This window comes from uncultured Kriegella sp. (assembly GCF_963975415.1).
Lineage (GTDB): Bacteria > Bacteroidota > Bacteroidia > Flavobacteriales > Flavobacteriaceae > Kriegella.
The window spans coordinates 880,811-898,602 of sequence record NZ_CAXBGN010000001.1; the positions used below are offsets into that span (position 1 = coordinate 880,811).

The 17,792-nt window shown below is 40.5% G+C and carries 17 protein-coding genes and 1 other RNA gene; 10 read left to right on the forward strand and 8 right to left on the reverse strand.

The features are described 5' to 3' along the window. Positions 1 to 67 precede the first annotated feature (67 nt). Positions 68 to 2,305, reverse strand: coding sequence for a catalase/peroxidase HPI (gene katG / locus AACZ88_RS03650; RefSeq protein WP_339706325.1), 2,238 nt, complete (start codon positions 2,303 to 2,305; stop codon positions 68 to 70). A 267-nt stretch (positions 2,306 to 2,572) separates the two neighbouring features. Between katG and AACZ88_RS03655 the strand changes: the two genes are divergently transcribed. Further along, positions 2,573 to 3,085: a DUF3124 domain-containing protein gene (locus AACZ88_RS03655; RefSeq protein WP_339706328.1), complete on the forward strand. Its 513-nt coding sequence runs from the start codon at positions 2,573 to 2,575 to the stop codon at positions 3,083 to 3,085. Positions 3,086 to 3,233: 148 nt separating this feature from the next. Next, positions 3,234 to 3,563: a hypothetical protein gene (locus AACZ88_RS03660; RefSeq protein WP_339706331.1), complete on the forward strand. Its 330-nt coding sequence runs from the start codon at positions 3,234 to 3,236 to the stop codon at positions 3,561 to 3,563. Between the two features lie 162 nt (positions 3,564 to 3,725). Here the strand turns inward: AACZ88_RS03660 and rny are convergent, their stop codons facing one another. From rny to AACZ88_RS03680, 4 genes are all read right to left on the reverse strand, one after another. Then, positions 3,726 to 5,297: a ribonuclease Y gene (rny, locus tag AACZ88_RS03665; RefSeq protein ID WP_339706334.1), complete on the reverse strand. Its 1,572-nt coding sequence runs from the start codon at positions 5,295 to 5,297 to the stop codon at positions 3,726 to 3,728. A gap of 116 nt (positions 5,298 to 5,413) precedes the next feature. After that, positions 5,414 to 5,523: non-coding RNA, 6S RNA (ssrS, locus tag AACZ88_RS03670), on the reverse strand. A gap of 57 nt (positions 5,524 to 5,580) precedes the next feature. Further along, entirely contained in the window at positions 5,581 to 5,877 is a 297-nt protein-coding gene (locus tag AACZ88_RS03675) for a cell division protein ZapA (protein WP_339706337.1), read from the reverse strand. A gap of 14 nt (positions 5,878 to 5,891) precedes the next feature. Further along, a complete protein-coding gene (locus AACZ88_RS03680) occupies positions 5,892 to 6,182 on the reverse strand; it encodes a hypothetical protein (RefSeq protein WP_339706340.1) in 291 nt (96 codons plus the stop codon). Between the two features lie 354 nt (positions 6,183 to 6,536). Here AACZ88_RS03680 and AACZ88_RS03685 point away from each other — a divergent pair, with 354 nt between their 5' ends. From AACZ88_RS03685 to AACZ88_RS03695, 3 genes are read left to right on the forward strand one after another with little or no spacing between them, the layout of a single operon-like run. Then, positions 6,537 to 8,228 (forward strand): M23 family metallopeptidase, encoded by a 1,692-nt coding sequence (locus tag AACZ88_RS03685; protein ID WP_339706343.1) that lies wholly within the window; start codon positions 6,537 to 6,539, stop codon positions 8,226 to 8,228. Positions 8,229 to 8,233: 5 nt separating this feature from the next. Further along, positions 8,234 to 10,681 carry a carboxypeptidase-like regulatory domain-containing protein gene (locus AACZ88_RS03690; protein ID WP_339706346.1) on the forward strand — a complete coding sequence of 816 codons (2,448 nt, stop codon included), beginning with the start codon at positions 8,234 to 8,236 and terminating at the stop codon, positions 10,679 to 10,681. Positions 10,682 to 10,691: 10 nt separating this feature from the next. Beyond that, positions 10,692 to 11,345 carry a hypothetical protein gene (locus AACZ88_RS03695; protein ID WP_339706349.1) on the forward strand — a complete coding sequence of 218 codons (654 nt, stop codon included), beginning with the start codon at positions 10,692 to 10,694 and terminating at the stop codon, positions 11,343 to 11,345. Between the two features lie 38 nt (positions 11,346 to 11,383). Here the strand turns inward: AACZ88_RS03695 and AACZ88_RS03700 are convergent, their stop codons facing one another. After that, positions 11,384 to 12,532 (reverse strand): cysteine desulfurase family protein, encoded by a 1,149-nt coding sequence (locus tag AACZ88_RS03700; RefSeq protein ID WP_339706352.1) that lies wholly within the window; start codon positions 12,530 to 12,532, stop codon positions 11,384 to 11,386. Positions 12,533 to 12,633: 101 nt separating this feature from the next. On the opposite strand from AACZ88_RS03700, the gene AACZ88_RS03705 reads away from it, so the two are divergent. Continuing rightward, positions 12,634 to 13,149, forward strand: coding sequence for a hypothetical protein (locus AACZ88_RS03705; protein WP_339706355.1), 516 nt, complete (start codon positions 12,634 to 12,636; stop codon positions 13,147 to 13,149). Positions 13,150 to 13,153: 4 nt separating this feature from the next. Here the strand turns inward: AACZ88_RS03705 and AACZ88_RS03710 are convergent, their stop codons facing one another. Next, positions 13,154 to 13,702, reverse strand: coding sequence for a Smr/MutS family protein (locus AACZ88_RS03710; RefSeq protein WP_339706358.1), 549 nt, complete (start codon positions 13,700 to 13,702; stop codon positions 13,154 to 13,156). A 63-nt stretch (positions 13,703 to 13,765) separates the two neighbouring features. On the opposite strand from AACZ88_RS03710, the gene AACZ88_RS03715 reads away from it, so the two are divergent. The 3 genes from AACZ88_RS03715 (at position 13,766) to AACZ88_RS03725 (ending at position 14,812) form a co-directional block, all read left to right on the forward strand. Continuing rightward, on the forward strand, positions 13,766 to 14,065 hold the full coding sequence (locus tag AACZ88_RS03715) for a DUF2752 domain-containing protein (protein WP_339706361.1): 300 nt from the start codon (positions 13,766 to 13,768) through the stop codon (positions 14,063 to 14,065). Positions 14,066 to 14,081: 16 nt separating this feature from the next. Next, the gene (locus AACZ88_RS03720) at positions 14,082 to 14,417 is read left to right on the forward strand and encodes a CCC motif membrane protein (RefSeq protein WP_339706364.1); all 336 of its coding nucleotides are present in this window, start codon (positions 14,082 to 14,084) and stop codon (positions 14,415 to 14,417) included. Between the two features lie 83 nt (positions 14,418 to 14,500). Continuing rightward, positions 14,501 to 14,812 carry a CCC motif membrane protein gene (locus AACZ88_RS03725; RefSeq protein ID WP_339706367.1) on the forward strand — a complete coding sequence of 104 codons (312 nt, stop codon included), beginning with the start codon at positions 14,501 to 14,503 and terminating at the stop codon, positions 14,810 to 14,812. Between the two features lie 22 nt (positions 14,813 to 14,834). Here AACZ88_RS03725 and rocD read toward each other — a convergent pair whose 3' ends face one another. Then, the gene (gene rocD, locus AACZ88_RS03730; protein WP_339706370.1) at positions 14,835 to 16,079 is read right to left on the reverse strand and encodes an ornithine--oxo-acid transaminase; all 1,245 of its coding nucleotides are present in this window, start codon (positions 16,077 to 16,079) and stop codon (positions 14,835 to 14,837) included. Positions 16,080 to 16,339: 260 nt separating this feature from the next. Here rocD and rlmD point away from each other — a divergent pair, with 260 nt between their 5' ends. Next, positions 16,340 to 17,749: a 23S rRNA (uracil(1939)-C(5))-methyltransferase RlmD gene (rlmD, locus tag AACZ88_RS03735; RefSeq protein ID WP_339706373.1), complete on the forward strand. Its 1,410-nt coding sequence runs from the start codon at positions 16,340 to 16,342 to the stop codon at positions 17,747 to 17,749. Positions 17,750 to 17,792 lie beyond the last annotated feature (43 nt).

The window sequence follows — 17,792 nt, forward strand, 5'->3', positions numbered from 1 at the left end:
TGGCCCGTTACCAGACCACCTTTTACCTTTTTATTGCTTACGGTTCAACCGTTTTGCAAACCTAAAATTAGGCCAGATCGAAACGATCTAAGTTCATCACCTTGTTCCAAGCTGTTATAAAATCAGTTACGAACTTGGTATCGGCATCACCACAGGCATAAACTTCCGCCATGGCACGAAGTTCTGAATTCGAACCAAAGATAAGATCTGCACGGGTACCCGTCCATTTAAATTCATCGGTTTTGCGATCACGGCCTTCAAAGATATCATCAGAGTCCCCAACAGCTTTCCAGGTCGTGCCCATATCGAGCAAGTTGGTAAAGAAGTCGTTGGTCAACGTCTCTGGCCGTTCAGTGAACACGCCGTGTTTCGAACCGTCAAAATTTGTGTTCAACACGCGCATACCTCCTATCAAAACGGTCATCTCAGGTACGGTCAATGTCAACAACTGTGCCTTGTCGACCAAAAGTTCTTCGGAACTGACCGAATATTTGTCCTTTACGTAATTTCGGAAACCATCTGCTACCGGTTCCAATGCTTCAAAAGCTTCCGCATCGGTCTGCTCTTCGGTGGCATCGGTACGGCCTGCAGTAAATGGTACGGTCACTTCATGACCTGCGTTATTAGCGGCTTTTTCGACAGCGGCGCATCCTCCTAAAACAATCAGATCGGCCAAGGATACCTTTTTATTTCCCGATTGCGCCCCGTTAAACTCATTTTGAATTCGACCCAAGGTGTCTAGAACTTTTTTTAATTGTTCCGGATTATTGACCTTCCAATCTTTCTGAGGGGCCAATCGCACCCTGGCGCCATTGGCGCCACCCCGCATATCGGAACCTCTAAAAGTCGAAGCCGATGCCCAAGCTGTACCAACCAATTCGGCAACAGATAGCCCCGAAGCCAAAATATTTGCTTTTAAATTGGCAATGTCATTGTCATTGACCAGTTCATGATCTACTGCAGGAACGGGATCTTGCCAAATCAACTCCTCTTGAGGCACTTCTGGTCCCAAATACCGATCGATAGGCCCCATATCTCGATGTGTCAATTTAAACCAAGCACGTGAATAGGCATCGGCAAACTCCTCGGGGTTCTCATAAAAATGTCTGGAAATTTTCTCATAGGCCGGATCCATGCGCAAAGAAAGGTCGGTCGTCAACATAAAGGGATCATTTTTCTTTTCGGGGTTGTGCGCATCGGGTACGGTACCTGCACCGGCATTATCTTTTGGTTTCCATTGGTGTGCACCTCCCGGACTTTTGGTCAATTCCCATTCGTAACCGAAAAGGGTTTCAAAAAAATTATTGTCCCATTTGGTAGGTGTATTGGTCCAGGCACCTTCCAAACCACTAGTAATGGTATGTTCCCCACTTCCGCTGCCAAAGTTGTTTTTCCAACCAAGACCTTGCATTTCAAGGCCTGCAGCAGCTGGTTCTGCATCTACATAGTCCGTAGGATCTGCGGCACCATGTGTTTTACCAAAAGTGTGACCGCCGGCAATAAGTGCAACGGTCTCGTAATCGTTCATCGCCATACGACCAAAAGTCTCCCTGATATAATGTGCAGATTCAACGGGGTCAGGGTTTGCATTATGCCCTTCGGGATTCACATAAATCAGCCCCATGTGAGCTGCACCCAAAGGATTTTCCAATTTTTCTTCCTCGGCATATCGGTCTTTATTTCCCAGCCATTCCGTTTCCGAGCCCCAATAAATATCTTCTTCAGGCTGCCAAATATCTTCGCGACCCCCGGCAAAACCGAACATTTTCAATCCCATTGATTCATGGGCACAATTACCGGCCAAAATCAAAAGATCGGCCCAAGAAAGTTTCTTTCCATACTTTTGTTTTATCGGCCAAAGCAATAGTCTCGCCTTATCTAAATTGGCATTATCGGGCCAGCTGTTCAAAGGGGCAAAACGCTGTGATCCCGAGCCTGCTCCTCCCCGCCCATCGGCAATACGGTATGTTCCTGCACTATGCCAAGCCATACGGATAAAGAAAGGCCCGTAGTGGCCATAATCTGCAGGCCACCAATCTTGGCTATCGGTCATCAATTTATAAAGATCTTCTTTTACGGCGGCCAGATCCAACGTTTTAAATTCTTCCGCATAGTTGAAGTTTTCGCCCATCGGATTCGACGGGGAAGCATGTTGGCGCAGAATATTCAGATTCAACTGGTTCGGCCACCAATCACGATTTGATGTTCCTCCACCAGCCGCCTGGTGTAATTCTCCATTTAAAAACGGGCATTTTGCACTTGATTCATTTACATCCCAAACGTTGCTTTGTTGTTTATCATCCATTTTGATTGTTTTTTATGATTAATAAGTTAGTGGAATGAAATTACCAAATATTTTAGTATTACAAATCAGTTTTTCATAGATAAAAACTATGGAGACATCAAAAACTTTGGTGTATTAGCGCAGCGACTCATCATTGATATATTACCATACCTTTAGATTAAAAGATAACCGTGAAATGCTATTATATTTGTACTCGAACAAATGAAAAGTTAGTATCTTTTACCTGAATTGGAGGACAACTAAAATTACTGCAATACAATTAAGTTTATGAAACACCTGTACATCATTCCGATATTGGCCCTATTACTAGGTTCCTGTATGGAGGAACCAGAAAATAAAAGCACAATAGACCCTATCAATTTGGCAAATAGAAAGATTTTGTTGAATGTAACCGACTCCTTAAATAATGGCACTTCTTATTTATCGGTTTACTCTAAAATCTATAGCCTATCGGAACATAAAACGCACGACCTTACCTCGACCGTCAGCTTGAGAAATACAGATTTGAAAGATTCTGTCTTTATCAAAAAAGCGACTTATTACAATACACAAGGCAAATTGATTCGCACCTATATAACGGAACCTATTTTTCTGAAACCTATGGAAACTATCGAAATAGTTATAAACGAAAGGGATGAAGATGGAGGCACAGGTGCCAATTTTATATTTGAATGGGCAACAAAAGAAAACAACCACGAGCCGCTTTTCGAGGGGGTTATGATTTCAACTTCAGGGCAACAGGGCCTCTCGTTTACCACTCAAGGTGTAAAAACGAATTAAGAAGTAATAAAAATTTACAAAAGCCTCGAAGTTTTATGGCGATTACGTAGTACAGGGCTGTGTTCAAATTATAGTAACGAATTCATCACAGAACGCTTGCCGTTTTCAGGAATACTCTCTATTGATGAATTTTAATACCTAAAATACGATGTTCTTTCGCACTATCGTTCTTTTACCCCTCTTCTTGTTGCACTTGATTTCGTTAAATGTGCCCCGACATTGGAATGACGATTTAACGCAGACCACAACAAAAGATAAGGCGTTTACAGTACTACAGGCCAAATGTAATTTTTGCCATGCCGTCAAAAAGCGAACGGATGTTTTTACATTTGAGAATATGGACTCTTTGGCCGTGGAAATAAATAAGCAAGTGTTTATAAAAAGAAAAATGCCGAAAGGCAGAAAAATGACACTTACCCACGAAGAAGAAGAAAATCTTAAAGATTGGATTGCATTGACCTTAATCGGCAATCGCTAAAAAGAGGGTACAAAAACTATAAAAAGCATTTATTACGAACGCGGTGAAGTAAGCTGTTTGTATTGTTTGCCAATGATTCAAAGTTTGCTTCGTACCGCGCAAAGTCGTAAATCGGAGCTTTTGGTATACCCTATTTAAATAATCTTGAAGCGTAAATGCCTTCTATTTCGCTACATTGACGGCCCTTGTTTCTCGAATAACAGTAACTTTTACCTGCCCCGGATAAGTCATATCCGTCTGAATTTTCTGGGAAATTTCAAAAGATAGTTCCGCAGCTTTGTCATCGCTGACTTTTTCACTTTCAACGATTACCCGAAGTTCCCTTCCGGCCTGAATGGCATAAGCTTTTTGAACTCCGCCAAAACCGAAGGCGATATCTTCCAAATCTTTAAGCCGTTGAATATATGAATCCAATACTTGCCGTCTTGCTCCAGGACGTGCACCACTTATGGCATCGCAAACCTGAACAATCGGAGAAATCAATGTTTTCATCTCTATTTCATCATGGTGAGCTCCGATAGCGTTGCATATATCTGGTTTTTCTCCAAATTTCTCTGCCCATTGCATTCCTAAAATAGCATGGGGCGTTTCTACCTCTGCCTCCGTATTCGGTACTTTTCCAATATCATGCAGTAAGCCCGCGCGTTTGGCCAGTTTAGGGTTCAAACCTAATTCGGCAGCCATCACGCCGCAAAGTTTGGCAACTTCCCGCGAGTGTTGCAGTAAATTTTGCCCGTAAGACGACCGGTACTTCATACGCCCAACTGCTTTAATCAGCTCAGGATGTAATCCGTGAATACCCAAATCGATAACCGTACGTTTTCCGATTTCGACAATTTCTTGCTCTATCTGTTTTTCGGTCTTTTTAACAATTTCTTCAATCCGAGCTGGATGAATCCTTCCATCTGTAACCAATTTATGCAACGACAAACGCGCCACCTCACGGCGTACGGAATCAAAACAAGAGAGTATAATGGCCTCTGGGGTGTCATCAACGATAATTTCAACACCTGTAGCCGCTTCCAAAGCTCTAATATTCCGACCTTCACGACCAATGATACGACCTTTAACATCATCAGATTCAATATTAAAAACTGATACACAATTCTCGACGGCCTCTTCGGTACCAATTCTTTGAATGGTATTGATAACTATCTTTTTGGCCTCTTGTTGTGCCGTAAGTTTGGCGTCTTCTAAAGTTGCCTGTATGAAAGACATCGCATCGGTCTTTGCCGTTTCCTTTAAAGATTCGAGCAACTCGGCCTTAGCGTCATCTGCAGATAATCCTGAAATCACCTCCAGTTGTTGCACCTGGTTTTTGTGCAACTTATCAAGCTCAGCCTGTTTCTTTTCGTAAAATTCTTCCTTATGGGCTACATCCCTTATTTTACCATCTAGCTCGGCATTCAACTTTTTATTTCTTGCCAATTCACTGCTTACCTGAGACTCCTTATCCCTAGTGCGTTTTTCGGCCTCACTTATTTTTTTATCCTTATGTACAATTACCTTTTCATGTTCTGCCTTTAACTCTAAAAATTTCTCTTTGGCCTGAAATATTTTATCCTTTTTAATGCTCTCCCCTTCGACCTTAGCTCCTTTCAGAATCGTATCTGCTTCTTTTTTTGCATTTGCTATGGTTTTCGAAGCTTTTCCCTTTTCCATTGATTTAGCGATTAAAAACCCAATCGCGAGGCCGGCTATCGCCGCAATTATCACTAATATAGTACTGTCCATAATTTGTTAAGAATTAAATTAATCTCAGGATTACAACCTGAAAGCCACCCTTGGCATCAAAACCCTTTTCATTCTGAAAAAAGCAAAAAAAAGCCCACATCGGAGAAGTTTTGTACAAACTCCTAAAAACAGGTTTAGGGCTAACAGACTGATCAAGGATCCTTATACAAGTAAGGCTTGCTTTTACAATCTAAACTCACCCTTTTTAAACAAATTAGTGTTGAGTTCGTCAAAAGATATTACCAATGTGGGCAGTAACTTTAGTTATTTAAAAGAACGTATTTTATTTAATACCAAGCTTCGAATCTACCAATCTATCCAATGCTACCAGCCTTTCTATGGCCTCTTTAGCACCTTCTGACTGGTCTATACCTTTCTGTTCAATTTTAGAGGCAAACTGCAAGGCGCACATCGCCAATACATCTTGCTTATCTCTTACCGCATAGTTTTGTTCAAACTTTTTGGCCAACTGCTCAATGTTTTTCGCTGCTTTCCGCAATCCTTCCTCTTGCGAAGGGTCGATCGTTAATGGATATATTCTATCCGCAATAGAAAGCTTGATTTTGAGCTTTTCCGGCATAGTATTCTATTACATTATTCCGCAAGTTGGGCAATACATTGATCCAACTCCCTTATTAACGTATTTATTTTAAGCTTAGCTTCTGTTTTATTCGTATTACTGCCCAACATTGAATTTGCAAGTTTGAGTGAATTGTATTTCTCTTCCCATTCTACAACCGAATTTCTAACACTGTTCTGATCATTTCTAATGGCAATCAGTTCATGTTCCAACTTTCGATTCGTTTGGTTAAGCAACTCCAACTTATGCAATAGCTTACTGATTTTGTTTTCCAGGGAATCAACTATTTCAACCAATTCGCTCATAAAGAAAATTCAATGCATATTACACAAAGTTAACATACATCGTTCGACTTAGCAATAGTTTTTTCAATTATTCTTCAAGTAATACTTTAATTGAACCATCTTTAGTTTTTGCTAGTAGCCGCCCAATCGCTATTCGAAGGCTTTTGCAGTTTGTGGAAGCCATTATTTAACATTGTTCATTGTCCGGAAGGAAAAAGCGAAAATAATCTTTGAAATTTTAAAATCTCAGGAAAGGGAAAGGCCGGACAAAGACTCCTAATATATTTTGTTGACGATAAACATACCTCATTTAATCGATAAGTTTTTTAGCGATTCAACACTATTGATTACTTTCGTACCATCTTATTTTAAATTATGGGAAAGGTTATTTTTGGTTTGTTGTTATTTTTTTCAATTAGCATTCAAGCACAGGAAAATTATCCGAAAGACGCTTTTCGATCGCCTATGGATATTCCTTTGATCTTAGCGGGAACCTTTGGGGAATTACGATCAAATCACTTTCATTCTGGGGTAGACATCAAGACGCAACAGCGACAAGGCCTCCCCATTTATGCCATTGGCGACGGCACGGTAACCCGTATAAAAATATCACATTGGGGTTATGGCAAAGTTTTGTATCTGGCACATCCGAACGGTTTTACATCGGTATACGGCCACCTTCAAAAATTCTCCCCGAAAATCGAAGAGTATATCAAAAAAATACAATATAAAAAGAAATCGTACGAGGTAGAAGTGTTTCCCGATTACGGGGAAGTATCCGTAGAAAAAGGTGATATCATCGCCTATGGGGGCAATACAGGAAGTTCTTCGGGTCCGCATTTGCATTTCGAAATACGAAGCAGTATTTCCGAAAAACCCACGAACCCACTTTTATATGGCTACGAAGTTCGTGACGCCACTGACCCCACGCTTGTTAAGCTATATGGTTACCCTCTTTCCGACGATGCCCAGGTCAACCAAAGTCAAAAGAAAATTGCAATAAATTTTACACGTCAAGAAGATGGGTCTTTTTTGGCCGACAAAGTGATGGCCGCGGGCACTATTGGCTTAGGGTTCATAGGTTTTGACCGTCAAGATATGGCAGCGAACCGCAATGGAGTCTATTCAGTGCAACAATTGGTCAATGGAAAGGTGTATACCGATTACGATTTTGAAACTTTTTCTTTCGCCGAGACACGCTATCTCAACACCCTTATCGATTATGAGCATTATGGGAAGTACCGGCAAAAAATACAACAATGTTTCAAAGCTCCTGGAAATCGATTGAGCATTTACAACAAGCTACATAACGACGGAAAAATTGTCGTACGGGAAGGGCTGAGTTACAACGTTGAAATATTGATACGCGATTATAAAGGGAATCTTACCAAATTGCAAGTACCCATTGAGGGTAAAAGGGAACCCCTTAAAGTAGAAAAGGAGGAACTAAAAACAGAGCATTATGTCGTGGCGAAAAAACCTAACAATTATGACTTGGGTATCGCCAAAGTATATTTTCCCTCAAACACCTTTTATACAGATTTTTATATCGATCTTAAAAAAGGAAAAGATACCGTCACCATACATAACAACACGGTTCCGGCCCACCGTAATTTCACCATTACTTTCGATGCTTCAAAATATTCGGAAGAAGAGCGAAAACAACTTTTTATCGCAAGGCTGGACAAGAATCTCAGACCAAGTTATGCTTCGACCTATAAGCGCGGAACAACTTTTACGACCCGTACACGTAATTTAGGAACCTATGCATTGGCCAAAGACACTATTCCTCCCAAAATATATTCGAAAAATTTTAAGGATAATCAGTGGTTGACAAATTATAGGTATTTAAGCCTTCGCATCTCCGACGACTTGAGTGGCATCGATTCGTATTCTGCGACCCTAAACGGGGAATGGATATTGATGGAATATGAACCCAAGACCAATACGATTACCTATAATTTCGACGATAAGATCCTAGACAAAAACCAGTGCAAGCTCAAAGTAGTGGTTACCGATAATGTTGGTAACAGCACTACCCTAGAATCCAATTTCCATAGAAAATAAATGGTTTGAAAAACCTTTCGGCCTTTCTTTTAAGTGTCACGCTTTGTGGAATATCCCTTTTGAGCGGACAAACCGCTACCATCACTGGCGTAATTCTTAATGAATCGAATCAACCGCTATCGAATGTCAACATTTCCTCGTTTTCAAGCGGCACCTATTCCGATGCCAACGGTTTCTATGTCTTGCAAATCATTGCCGAACAAGAAACGACCATTACCTTTTCACACTTAGGAAATAAAGCGATCATTCTTGAAAATTTAATACTCAATACCAATGAGACCTATGAATTCAACCCGGTAATGAAAACCGATGTTGTTCAGGTCGATGGCGTAACCGTGACTCCTTCCGGTGATAAAAACGTTGAGGGAGTAACCGATATTTCCCCTAAGGATATAAGACATATTCCAGGGGCCAATGCAGGTGTGGAGAATGTTCTAAAGCTCTTACCCGGCGTTTCTTCCAACAATGAGCTGAGTACGCAATATTCGGTACGTGGCGGAAACTATGACGAGAATCTGGTGTACGTGAATGAAATTCAAATCTACCGCCCCTTTCTTATTCGTTCTGCACAGCAAGAAGGTTTGAGTTTTGTAAATAGCGATATGGTACAGGGCGTAAAATTTTCGGCAGGAGGCTTTCAAGCTAAATATGGCGACAAGTTATCATCGGTTTTAGACATCACTTATAAAAGCCCCACGACCTTCGGAATAACATCGGATATCAGTTTTTTAGGTGCCAGTGCTACCGTAGAAACCATCTCTAAAGACAAAGCCTTCACAAGTGTATCCGGTGTTCGGTATCGCGATAACAGCCTATTGGTCAACAGCCAACAAACGAACACCAATTTTAACCCCAAGTTTGCCGATATTCAAAGCTATTTGACGTATCGGTTTTCAAAAAAATTCCAATTGGCCTTTTTAGGGAACATTGCCTTGAACGACTACCAAAACGAACCTTTGAACAGAGAAACAAGTTTTGGTACGCTAAATCGGCCGAGAACACTGTTTATAGCTTATGAAGGCAATGAAAATAATCGGTTCAACACCGAATTGGGAGCATTAAAAGCCAGTTATTTCCTTAACGATAATACTACCTTAAAGCTTGTTTCCTCGCTTTACCATACCACTGAAGAAGAACATTCAGATGTCATTGCACAATACACTTTAGAGGGTACAGACACCGGTTTTGGTAGTCCGTCGGCAGGAATCGGCACGCAATTCGTACGCGCTAGAAACGATTTAGACGCCTTGATATTCAACCTTTCACATACGGGGAAATACATCAAAAAGGAAAAAGCGCTTGAATGGGGTGCCAAATACACCCATGAAGACATTCGTGATCAATTGAGGGAATCTGAGTTTATAGATTCCGTAGGCTTTTCCATACGTCCTACCCTACCAGAATTTAGCAACAACCAACCAAATACGGCCTTTGAGGCTCCACTAGTGCCTTATACAGGTGTCAGCGCAAAGAACTTTATAAAGACGAATCGTTTTTCAGGTTTTTTGCAGTACAGTGAACAGTTGCAATGGAAAGAACATGACTTATATTATAATGTTGGTGTTCGAGCCCATTATTGGACTGTAAGCGGTACAGCTGTGGCAAAAGCGTCACACCTAATTTTTAGTCCAAGGGTGCAACTGGCCCTTAAACCGGCTTGGGATAGTGATATGCTCTTTCGGGTATCAGGTGGTGTTTATCAGCAACCACCTTTTTATCGTGAACTTCGAGATTATACCGGAATGGTTCATTCCGAAGTAAAGGCCCAAAGATCAGTTCATTTTGTACTTGGAAACGAATATAGCTTCAGGTTATGGAACAGACCCTTTACTTTGGTCGGTGAAGCCTATTATAAAAAGCTGGACCACGTAAATCCGTACACCCTAAACGATGTTCGCATTCGCTATGCGGCCATGAACAATACCAGTGCCTATGTATATGGTGCCGAAATGCGCTTGAACGGTGCCTTTGTACCCGGCACGGAATCTTGGGTCAGTCTAGGTGTTTTAAAGACCGAGGAGAATATTGATGACAGGGGGTATATTGCAAGGCCGACAGATCAACGATTAAAAGTCGGAATCCTTTTTCAAGATTATGTGCCTACCATCCCCAATTTACGTATGTATTTGAACTTAGTTTATAATACCGGGGTACCGGGCGGCTCCCCGAGTTATGCCGATCCCTATATTTTTCAGAATAGATTAAGAGACTATAAGCGGGCAGATTTAGGAATTTCCCATATTTTTGCCGATGCCGACAACACCCATGATAAAAACCATTGGTTGCATAAATTCAAAGAGCTTAGCGTGGGTGTAGAAATTTTTAATCTGTTCAACAATCAAAATTCAATTACCAATACCTGGGTCAGGGATGCCGAAAGTAAGCAACAGTTTGCGGTTCCTAATTTTATGACTTCCCGTATTTTAAATTTAAAACTGAGTATGCGTTTTTAGTTATACAACCATGAAAAAAATACTATTCCCCTTAGTGATACTCTCCTTTCTTTTTGCAAATGGCCAGAAGAACATATACGAGAGCCAAAAGTTCGATGACCTCAGCGAAAAGCACGAAATACTTGCTATTCTCCCTTTTCTAACCAATCTAGACCTTGAAAACAGTATATCAAAAACAGAATTGCGCGTTTTAGAGGAAAAGGAAGGATACGCCGTTCAAAATGCCTTGGAAACCTATTTTTCCCAGCGGAAGAAAAAGAAGAAATTTTCAGTCGATTTTCAGAACACACAGAATACCAAAGCCATATTGGCTCAAAACGAAATCACTTATAAAAACATTGATGTGTATACCATCAAACAACTCAGTGAAATTTTGGGCGTTGACGGAATCATTAGTGGCAATATGAACCTTAACGTACTACTATCGAAAGGTATACCGACCGAATTCAGTTTTATGGATTATTTTTCCGGAAACGCCAATTATGGGCGTATCGGCATCAAGATAAGTGATGGGGAAACAGGCAAGCTACTCTGGAAATACGAAAAAGAAATCAATAAGAAATCAGGCAAAAACACTACCGACCTTATTGATAGAATGATGAAGCTTGCCACTAGAAAATTTCCTTACGACCGGGAAAAGAAAAGAGATCGAAAGAAAAGCTAGTGTTTCTTAAATCAGATTTCCAGCCTATAGGTTTATGACTAGGGTGCCACAAATTCTTTCAGAACGGCTACCGTATAATCGAGTTCTTCTTTTGTATTGAATACCGAAAAAGAAAAGCGAAGTGATGGTCGTTTCAAATCTTCTTCCGAAAGAATTTCTGAAAGCACATGTGACTCTTGGGTACTTCCTGATTGGCAAGCACTGCCTTTAGAGCAAGCAATTCCCTTGATATCTAAATGAAACAATAACATCATTGCTTTTTCAGGTGCAATGGGCAGGCACAAATTGACCAAAGTATAGGTGCCTTTCTCCAAATCACCTGAAAAGCCATTAAATTTGGCACCAGGAATTTCCTTTTTAACTTGCGCAATGAAATGCTTTTTCAGATTGAGTATATAGGCCCTTTCGCTTTCTAAATTATCGAGTGCAGTGATAAGCGCCTCCTCCAAGCCCACAATATTATGCATAGATTCTGTACCCGCCCTATGACCGCGTTCTTGGGTACCACCAGAAATAAAGGGCTTTAATCCCGAGTTTTTCTTGACATAGGCAAAACCTATGCCTTTTGGCCCATGAAATTTATGCGCCGCAGCTGTCAGAAAATCTACTGGAGTCTGCTTTACATCCCAAAGATAATGCCCGACCGACTGCACCGTATCTGAATGAAACAAGGCTCCGTTTTCGTGACACAGCCTACAGACGGCATCAATGTCAAGAATATTTCCAATTTCATTGTTCACATGCATAAGACTGACCAACTTTTTAGTAGTATCGGCTTGTAACAATTCTTTCAAATGGGCAAGATTTGGGTTACCAAACTCATCCAGGTCCACATATTTCAGATCGCAATTTTTTTCTTCCTTCAAATCTTCAACGGTATGAAGAACCGCATGGTGCTCAATTTTAGACGTAATTATGGTTTCAATACCTAAATCTCTTACCGCACATCTTAAAATCATGTTATCGGCTTCGGTTCCTCCAGAGGTAAATATAATTTCGGAAGGATGGGCATTCATATATCGCGCAACAGTCTTTCTCGCACTTTCAACCGCTGTTTTAGCCGATCGCCCGAAGCTATGCGAAGAGGATGGATTGCCATAAAAACCGGAAAGGGAATCGTGCATTTTAGCTATCACACTTTTTCTGATCTGCGTAGTTGCCGCATTATCTAGATAAACCTTGTCCATTTGGAATACATGAAATTAAACGGTTCAAAATTAACCGAATTAAAGTTAATTTCTACCCAAATCAGAATAAACTTGTGGTATATTCTACTTAAATTTGGGGCATGGCGAGATTTGTTTTTTTTAGTTTTTTAGTGCTCCTAACTTCATGTAATGATGGAGATTTACAGATAGAAACCTTAGATTTTGATAGTATAACCACCATAGGCACTTGTGAAACGGTGGATGTGTCAACAGCAAATGTACTTTTTAAGATCAATGACGACGAAGCCCTTATTTTAGAACTGCCCGCGGACTTTCTGACAAATGAGGTTGTAACGGAGGAGAAAGTAAGCCTTGTCACCTCCTCAGGACCTTCGCAAATCATTTACAGAATTTTTTCAAGTACCGTTACTTCCGATTATTTCTGTGATGATATACCGTTGACCGAGCCAACGGTTATTGAAGAAATTGTTGCAGAACAAGGGGAGGTTTTAGTTACGACCACAACTACTGATGAAACTACCTATGTGCACACCCTGAAGCTCAGCAATGTTTCTTTTGTTACCGGAAATAATACCCGTATTACAGATTTAAGCATTAATAGTTTTGGCTCTGTAAGCACGACCAAAAGCGAATAAAACGCTAGCCGTTCTGGTAAATGTACACTTCAGTTGCTCCCAAACCATATTTTTGATAGTCGGCATCATAAAACTTTACATTGTCGTAGCGACGAAAAAGGTATCGTAATTCCTCCTTTAGTACCCCTTCGCCAACTCCGTGAATAAAAACTACTTTTTGAATCCGTTTGCGGATGGCAAATTCCAATTGTCCTTTTGCGGTTTCCATTTGCAGGTTCAACATATCGTAATGTGACATGCCCCGCGTCGATTTCGTCAGCTGATGAATATGCAGATCGACCTCCATTTTGGGCATATTGCGCTCCTTTGGTTTTACGGTCTTAACATTTCGCTTTTTAGGGCCTTCCTTTTCGGCTTTAATTTGATCCACTTCACGACCACTTACCCGAATGGTATTTGAACTAGAGGTTTTTATAAGTTCCGACGGTGCATATTTTAGCAAAAAACCATCTGTAGTCTCCACCGTAATTTCATTCTCGGCCACCTCCAGCACAACACCTGAAATCGTATCGTCTATGGTCTCAATCTTATCACCTATTTCAAAAACACGCATTAATTTGTTTTTATTCCCCAAAAATAATGGTAATTTTCACCTACCAAACGAATTTAAACAAAAATGCAATTGGCAACTTTCATATTGGCTATCGAGGACTATATGCTTCCCTGTATAACCAAAAAACTTTTTGATTTTGATTGCCCCGGTTGCGGATTGCAACGTTCGGTCGTTCTGTTGTTAAAAGGTGATTTTTCCGGTGCTTTTGAAATGTACCCCGCCATTTATTCGATTGCTCTTTTGTTCGGATTTTTACTGATAAATAACTTTTTCACCATAAAATACGCCAATAAAGTCACCATTATTTTAATGATATCAAGTGTCGCGCTTATACTTGGCAACTTCATATTAAAAATCATTTAACCAAACGCTAAAATTTATGGAACAGCAAAAACTCCCTAACGTAACAATAGCCCTAGTATTGGGCATCCTATCTTTTCTATGCTGTATTTGCAGTTCTGGAATCGGTGGAATTATAATGGGTGCAATAGCATTTTACCTTACTACCAAAGACGAAAAGGCATATCGGGTGAGCCCTGATAATTACTCCAACTACAGCCAATTAAAAACCGCCAAAATTGTTGCTATTATTGGTCTTGTTCTAGGAGTTCTGACCTTGTTATATACTATTTATGTAATTCAACAAATGGGCGGTATTGACGGTTATATGGAAAAAGTTCAAGAAATGATGGGGCAATACGGCATTGAAGAATAAGACGGGCGCGAACTTTTTATATTTACGGTGTAAAAGTTCGCGCTTCATTTAGCTGAACGTTTATCTAACAAAAAGAATACCGAATGCAAGAAGAATTACCCGGCGCCACCACGGCATTGATAATGGGCATTGTTTCGATTATTACCTCAATATTTTGTTGTGGTCCTTTTGCGGCTATCTTTAGTATTATTGGGCTTAGCAATGCTAAAAAGGCCGAAAAAATACATATCGAGCAGCCCGGAATATTCCGTGGTTACGAAAATGCCAGAACTGGAAAAGTACTCTCTTATATCGGTCTGGCCATTTCCCTTATCATGCTCATTTTGGCTATCATCTACTTCGGGGTTATTATTGCATTGATTTCTGCAGGAGGGGGATTCGATAGCATTTTTTAAATAAAAATTTTCTTCCGGGACATTATTGTTCGAATTGCCGTAGTGTGGTCGTAATTATTGAAATACACTCCATCAATTGAGATTTGGTCATCACTAAAGGTGGTGCAAATCGGATGATATTTCCATGGGTGGGTTTAGCCAATAGTCCGTTTTCTTTTAAGGCCATGCAAATATCCCAGGCCGTCGAACTATCTTCCGTATCATTGATTAGAATCGCATTTAGCAATCCTTTTCCGCGAACCTTGGAAACCAAACTGCATGTAGGAATAAAATTGTTCAATTCTTTCCTAAAAAGCGCTCCCAGCTCCATAGCATTTTCTGCCAAGCCTTCATCTTTGATTACCTCCAAAGCAGCCATTGCAACCGCGGCAGCTATTGGGTTCCCACCAAAGGTGCTCCCATGATTTCCTGGTCGAATCACTCCCATTATGGCATCATCGGCCAATACTGCGGATACCGGGTAGACTCCCCCAGACAATGCCTTTCCCAAAATTAGAATATCAGGTTTTACATCTTCATAATCCACTGCCAATAGACGACCGGTACGCGCGATACCCGTTTGCACCTCATCGGCAATAAAAAGCACGTTATGTTTTTCACAAAGCGCTTTTGCTTTTCTCAGATAGCCTTCCGAAGGCACATAAACCCCTGCCTCACCCTGAATGGGTTCGACCAAAAACCCTGCTATGTCAGGGTTGTGCTCTAGAACTTCCTGTAAAGCCTGTAGATCATCATATGCTATTTTTATAAAACCATTAGTATACGGACCAAAATTCTCTCGAGCCACCGGATCATTCGAAAAAGATATAATTGTGGTAGTACGCCCATGAAAGTTATTTTCACAAACAACGATTTGGGCCTTATTTTCAGCAATTCCCTTTTCCTCGTAGGCCCACTTTCGGCAAACCTTTAATGCAGTCTCTACAGCTTCAGCACCCGTATTCATAGGCAAAAGCTTGTCGAAACCAAAAGTTTCGCAAGCATACTTTTCGAACTTTCCCAATACATCATTGTGAAAAGCCCTTGAAGTCAAGGTCAAGGTTTGAGCTTGCTTTATCATCGCATTTATAATCTTCGGGTGACAATGCCCTTGGTTTACTGCAGAATAGGCCGATAAAAAATCGAAATACTTTTTACCCTCGACATCCCAAACATACACGCCCTCTCCCTCATGCAACACCGCGGGCAAAGGGTGGTAGTTGTGTGCTCCATATTTATCTTCCAATGCAATGGCATCTTTTGAAGTTATGCTACTTACAGCTGTCATAATGATTGATACTTTAAATAAAACTTTAGCAATTCCTTCTTTGGGAGAGAAATCATCCTATGCAGAGCGGCAAAATTACAAAAAAGTTGGCGGTAGTCGATTTCGTTCGGCATTTAAAATAGAATGTACCCCGATTTATGAATGTGAATTCCTTAAACAAAAAAGAGTAATCCCCAAAACGTTCAAAAACCTTTGCTTTTTAGTGTCAATTAACTCTTAAACCCGTGTTGCAATCCAAAGAAACCCTTTATTTTTGCCCCATGCGAAAAAAGAATAGGCGACAACATTTTGAAAATGTCGAGGTAGTAGATGCAGGGGCCAAAGGAAAAACTATTGGCAAGGCCCCCGATGGAAGAGTCATATTTCTTACGAATACAGTGCCAGGGGATGTCGTTGACGTACGTACCACGAAAAAAAGAAAAGCATATTTTGAAGGAATAGCCACTGCTTTTCATTCGTTGTCGGAGAAGCGTGTCGAACCTGAATGTCAACATTTTGGAGTTTGCGGGGGATGCAAATGGCAAAATATGGGATATGAGCACCAATTGTTTTATAAGCAAAAGGAAGTTGAAAATAACTTAAAACGAATCGGGCATATAGAGCTTCCGCAAATCAGTAGCATCATTGGTTCAAAAAAACAATACTTCTACAGAAATAAAATGGAGTTTTCTTTTAGCGACAGTCGTTGGTTGACACTTGATGAAATTAACTCTGACGACACCATTACCGAAAAAAATGCCTTGGGATTCCATATTCCCGGTATGTGGGATAAAATTCTTGACATTGAAAAGTGTCATTTGCAAAAAGACCCATCTAACGCCATTCGTTTGGAAACCAGAAAGTTTGCCATCGAGAATGATATTTCTTTTTTCAATACAAGAAACCAATATGGTATGTTGCGTACCCTAATGATACGCACAACTTCAACCGGAGAAATTATGGTTTTGGTACAGTTTTTTGAAAATAATGAAGAAAAGCGGAACCTATTGCTCGACCACTTATCAAAGACTTTTTCCGAGATTACCTCCCTACTATATGTTATCAATTCGAAACAGAACGATACCATGTACGATCAAGAGGTCATTTGTTATTCAGGGCGCGACCATATTTTTGAAGAAATGGAGGGGCTAAAGTTCAAAATCAATGCAAAATCATTCTACCAGACAAATTCGGAACAAGCCTATGAACTGTATAAGGTAACTCGAAATTTTGCCGACTTATCTGGTGATGAATTGGTATATGATCTTTATACGGGCACGGGCACCATAGCCCAGTTTATAGCCAAAAAAGCAAAGAAAGTGATAGGCATAGAAGCCATACCGGAAGCCATTGCCGATGCCAAAGAAAATGCCAAAAGCAACCATATAGATAATGCGGAATTCTTTACTGGGGACATGAAAAATGTCTTTAATAAAGATTTTATTGCAGCGCACGGAATACCCGACGTCATTATCACTGACCCTCCGCGTGATGGCATGCACAAAGATGTGGTGGCCCAAATTTTAAAAATAGCCCCACAGAAAGTGGTCTATGTAAGCTGTAATAGTGCGACTCAAGCCCGTGACCTCGAACTAATGAAAGAGATGTATCATGTAACCAAAGTACAACCGGTAGACATGTTTCCTCAAACCCATCATGTTGAAAATGTCGTACTTTTGGAAAAATTGTAGCTTCTTGAAATCCGAAATAGGTTAATTACACACAAAAATTAGC

Bases quoted from the DNA above. Each gene is read 5' to 3' on its own strand.
- katG (WP_339706325.1), bottom strand. From the start codon at position 2,305: ATGGATGATAAACAACAAAGCAACGTTTGGGATGTAAATGAATCAAGT.
- AACZ88_RS03655 (WP_339706328.1), top strand. From the start codon at position 2,573: ATGAAACACCTGTACATCATTCCGATATTGGCCCTATTACTAGGTTCC.
- AACZ88_RS03660 (WP_339706331.1), top strand. From the start codon at position 3,234: ATGTTCTTTCGCACTATCGTTCTTTTACCCCTCTTCTTGTTGCACTTG.
- rny (WP_339706334.1), bottom strand. From the start codon at position 5,297: ATGGACAGTACTATATTAGTGATAATTGCGGCGATAGCCGGCCTCGCG.
- AACZ88_RS03675 (WP_339706337.1), bottom strand. From the start codon at position 5,877: ATGCCGGAAAAGCTCAAAATCAAGCTTTCTATTGCGGATAGAATATAT.
- AACZ88_RS03680 (WP_339706340.1), bottom strand. From the start codon at position 6,182: ATGAGCGAATTGGTTGAAATAGTTGATTCCCTGGAAAACAAAATCAGT.
- AACZ88_RS03685 (WP_339706343.1), top strand. From the start codon at position 6,537: ATGGGAAAGGTTATTTTTGGTTTGTTGTTATTTTTTTCAATTAGCATT.
- AACZ88_RS03695 (WP_339706349.1), top strand. From the start codon at position 10,692: ATGAAAAAAATACTATTCCCCTTAGTGATACTCTCCTTTCTTTTTGCA.
- AACZ88_RS03700 (WP_339706352.1), bottom strand. From the start codon at position 12,532: ATGGACAAGGTTTATCTAGATAATGCGGCAACTACGCAGATCAGAAAA.
- AACZ88_RS03705 (WP_339706355.1), top strand. From the start codon at position 12,634: ATGGCGAGATTTGTTTTTTTTAGTTTTTTAGTGCTCCTAACTTCATGT.
- AACZ88_RS03710 (WP_339706358.1), bottom strand. From the start codon at position 13,702: ATGCGTGTTTTTGAAATAGGTGATAAGATTGAGACCATAGACGATACG.
- AACZ88_RS03715 (WP_339706361.1), top strand. From the start codon at position 13,766: ATGCAATTGGCAACTTTCATATTGGCTATCGAGGACTATATGCTTCCC.
- AACZ88_RS03720 (WP_339706364.1), top strand. From the start codon at position 14,082: ATGGAACAGCAAAAACTCCCTAACGTAACAATAGCCCTAGTATTGGGC.
- AACZ88_RS03725 (WP_339706367.1), top strand. From the start codon at position 14,501: ATGCAAGAAGAATTACCCGGCGCCACCACGGCATTGATAATGGGCATT.
- rocD (WP_339706370.1), bottom strand. From the start codon at position 16,079: ATGACAGCTGTAAGTAGCATAACTTCAAAAGATGCCATTGCATTGGAA.
- rlmD (WP_339706373.1), top strand. From the start codon at position 16,340: ATGCGAAAAAAGAATAGGCGACAACATTTTGAAAATGTCGAGGTAGTA.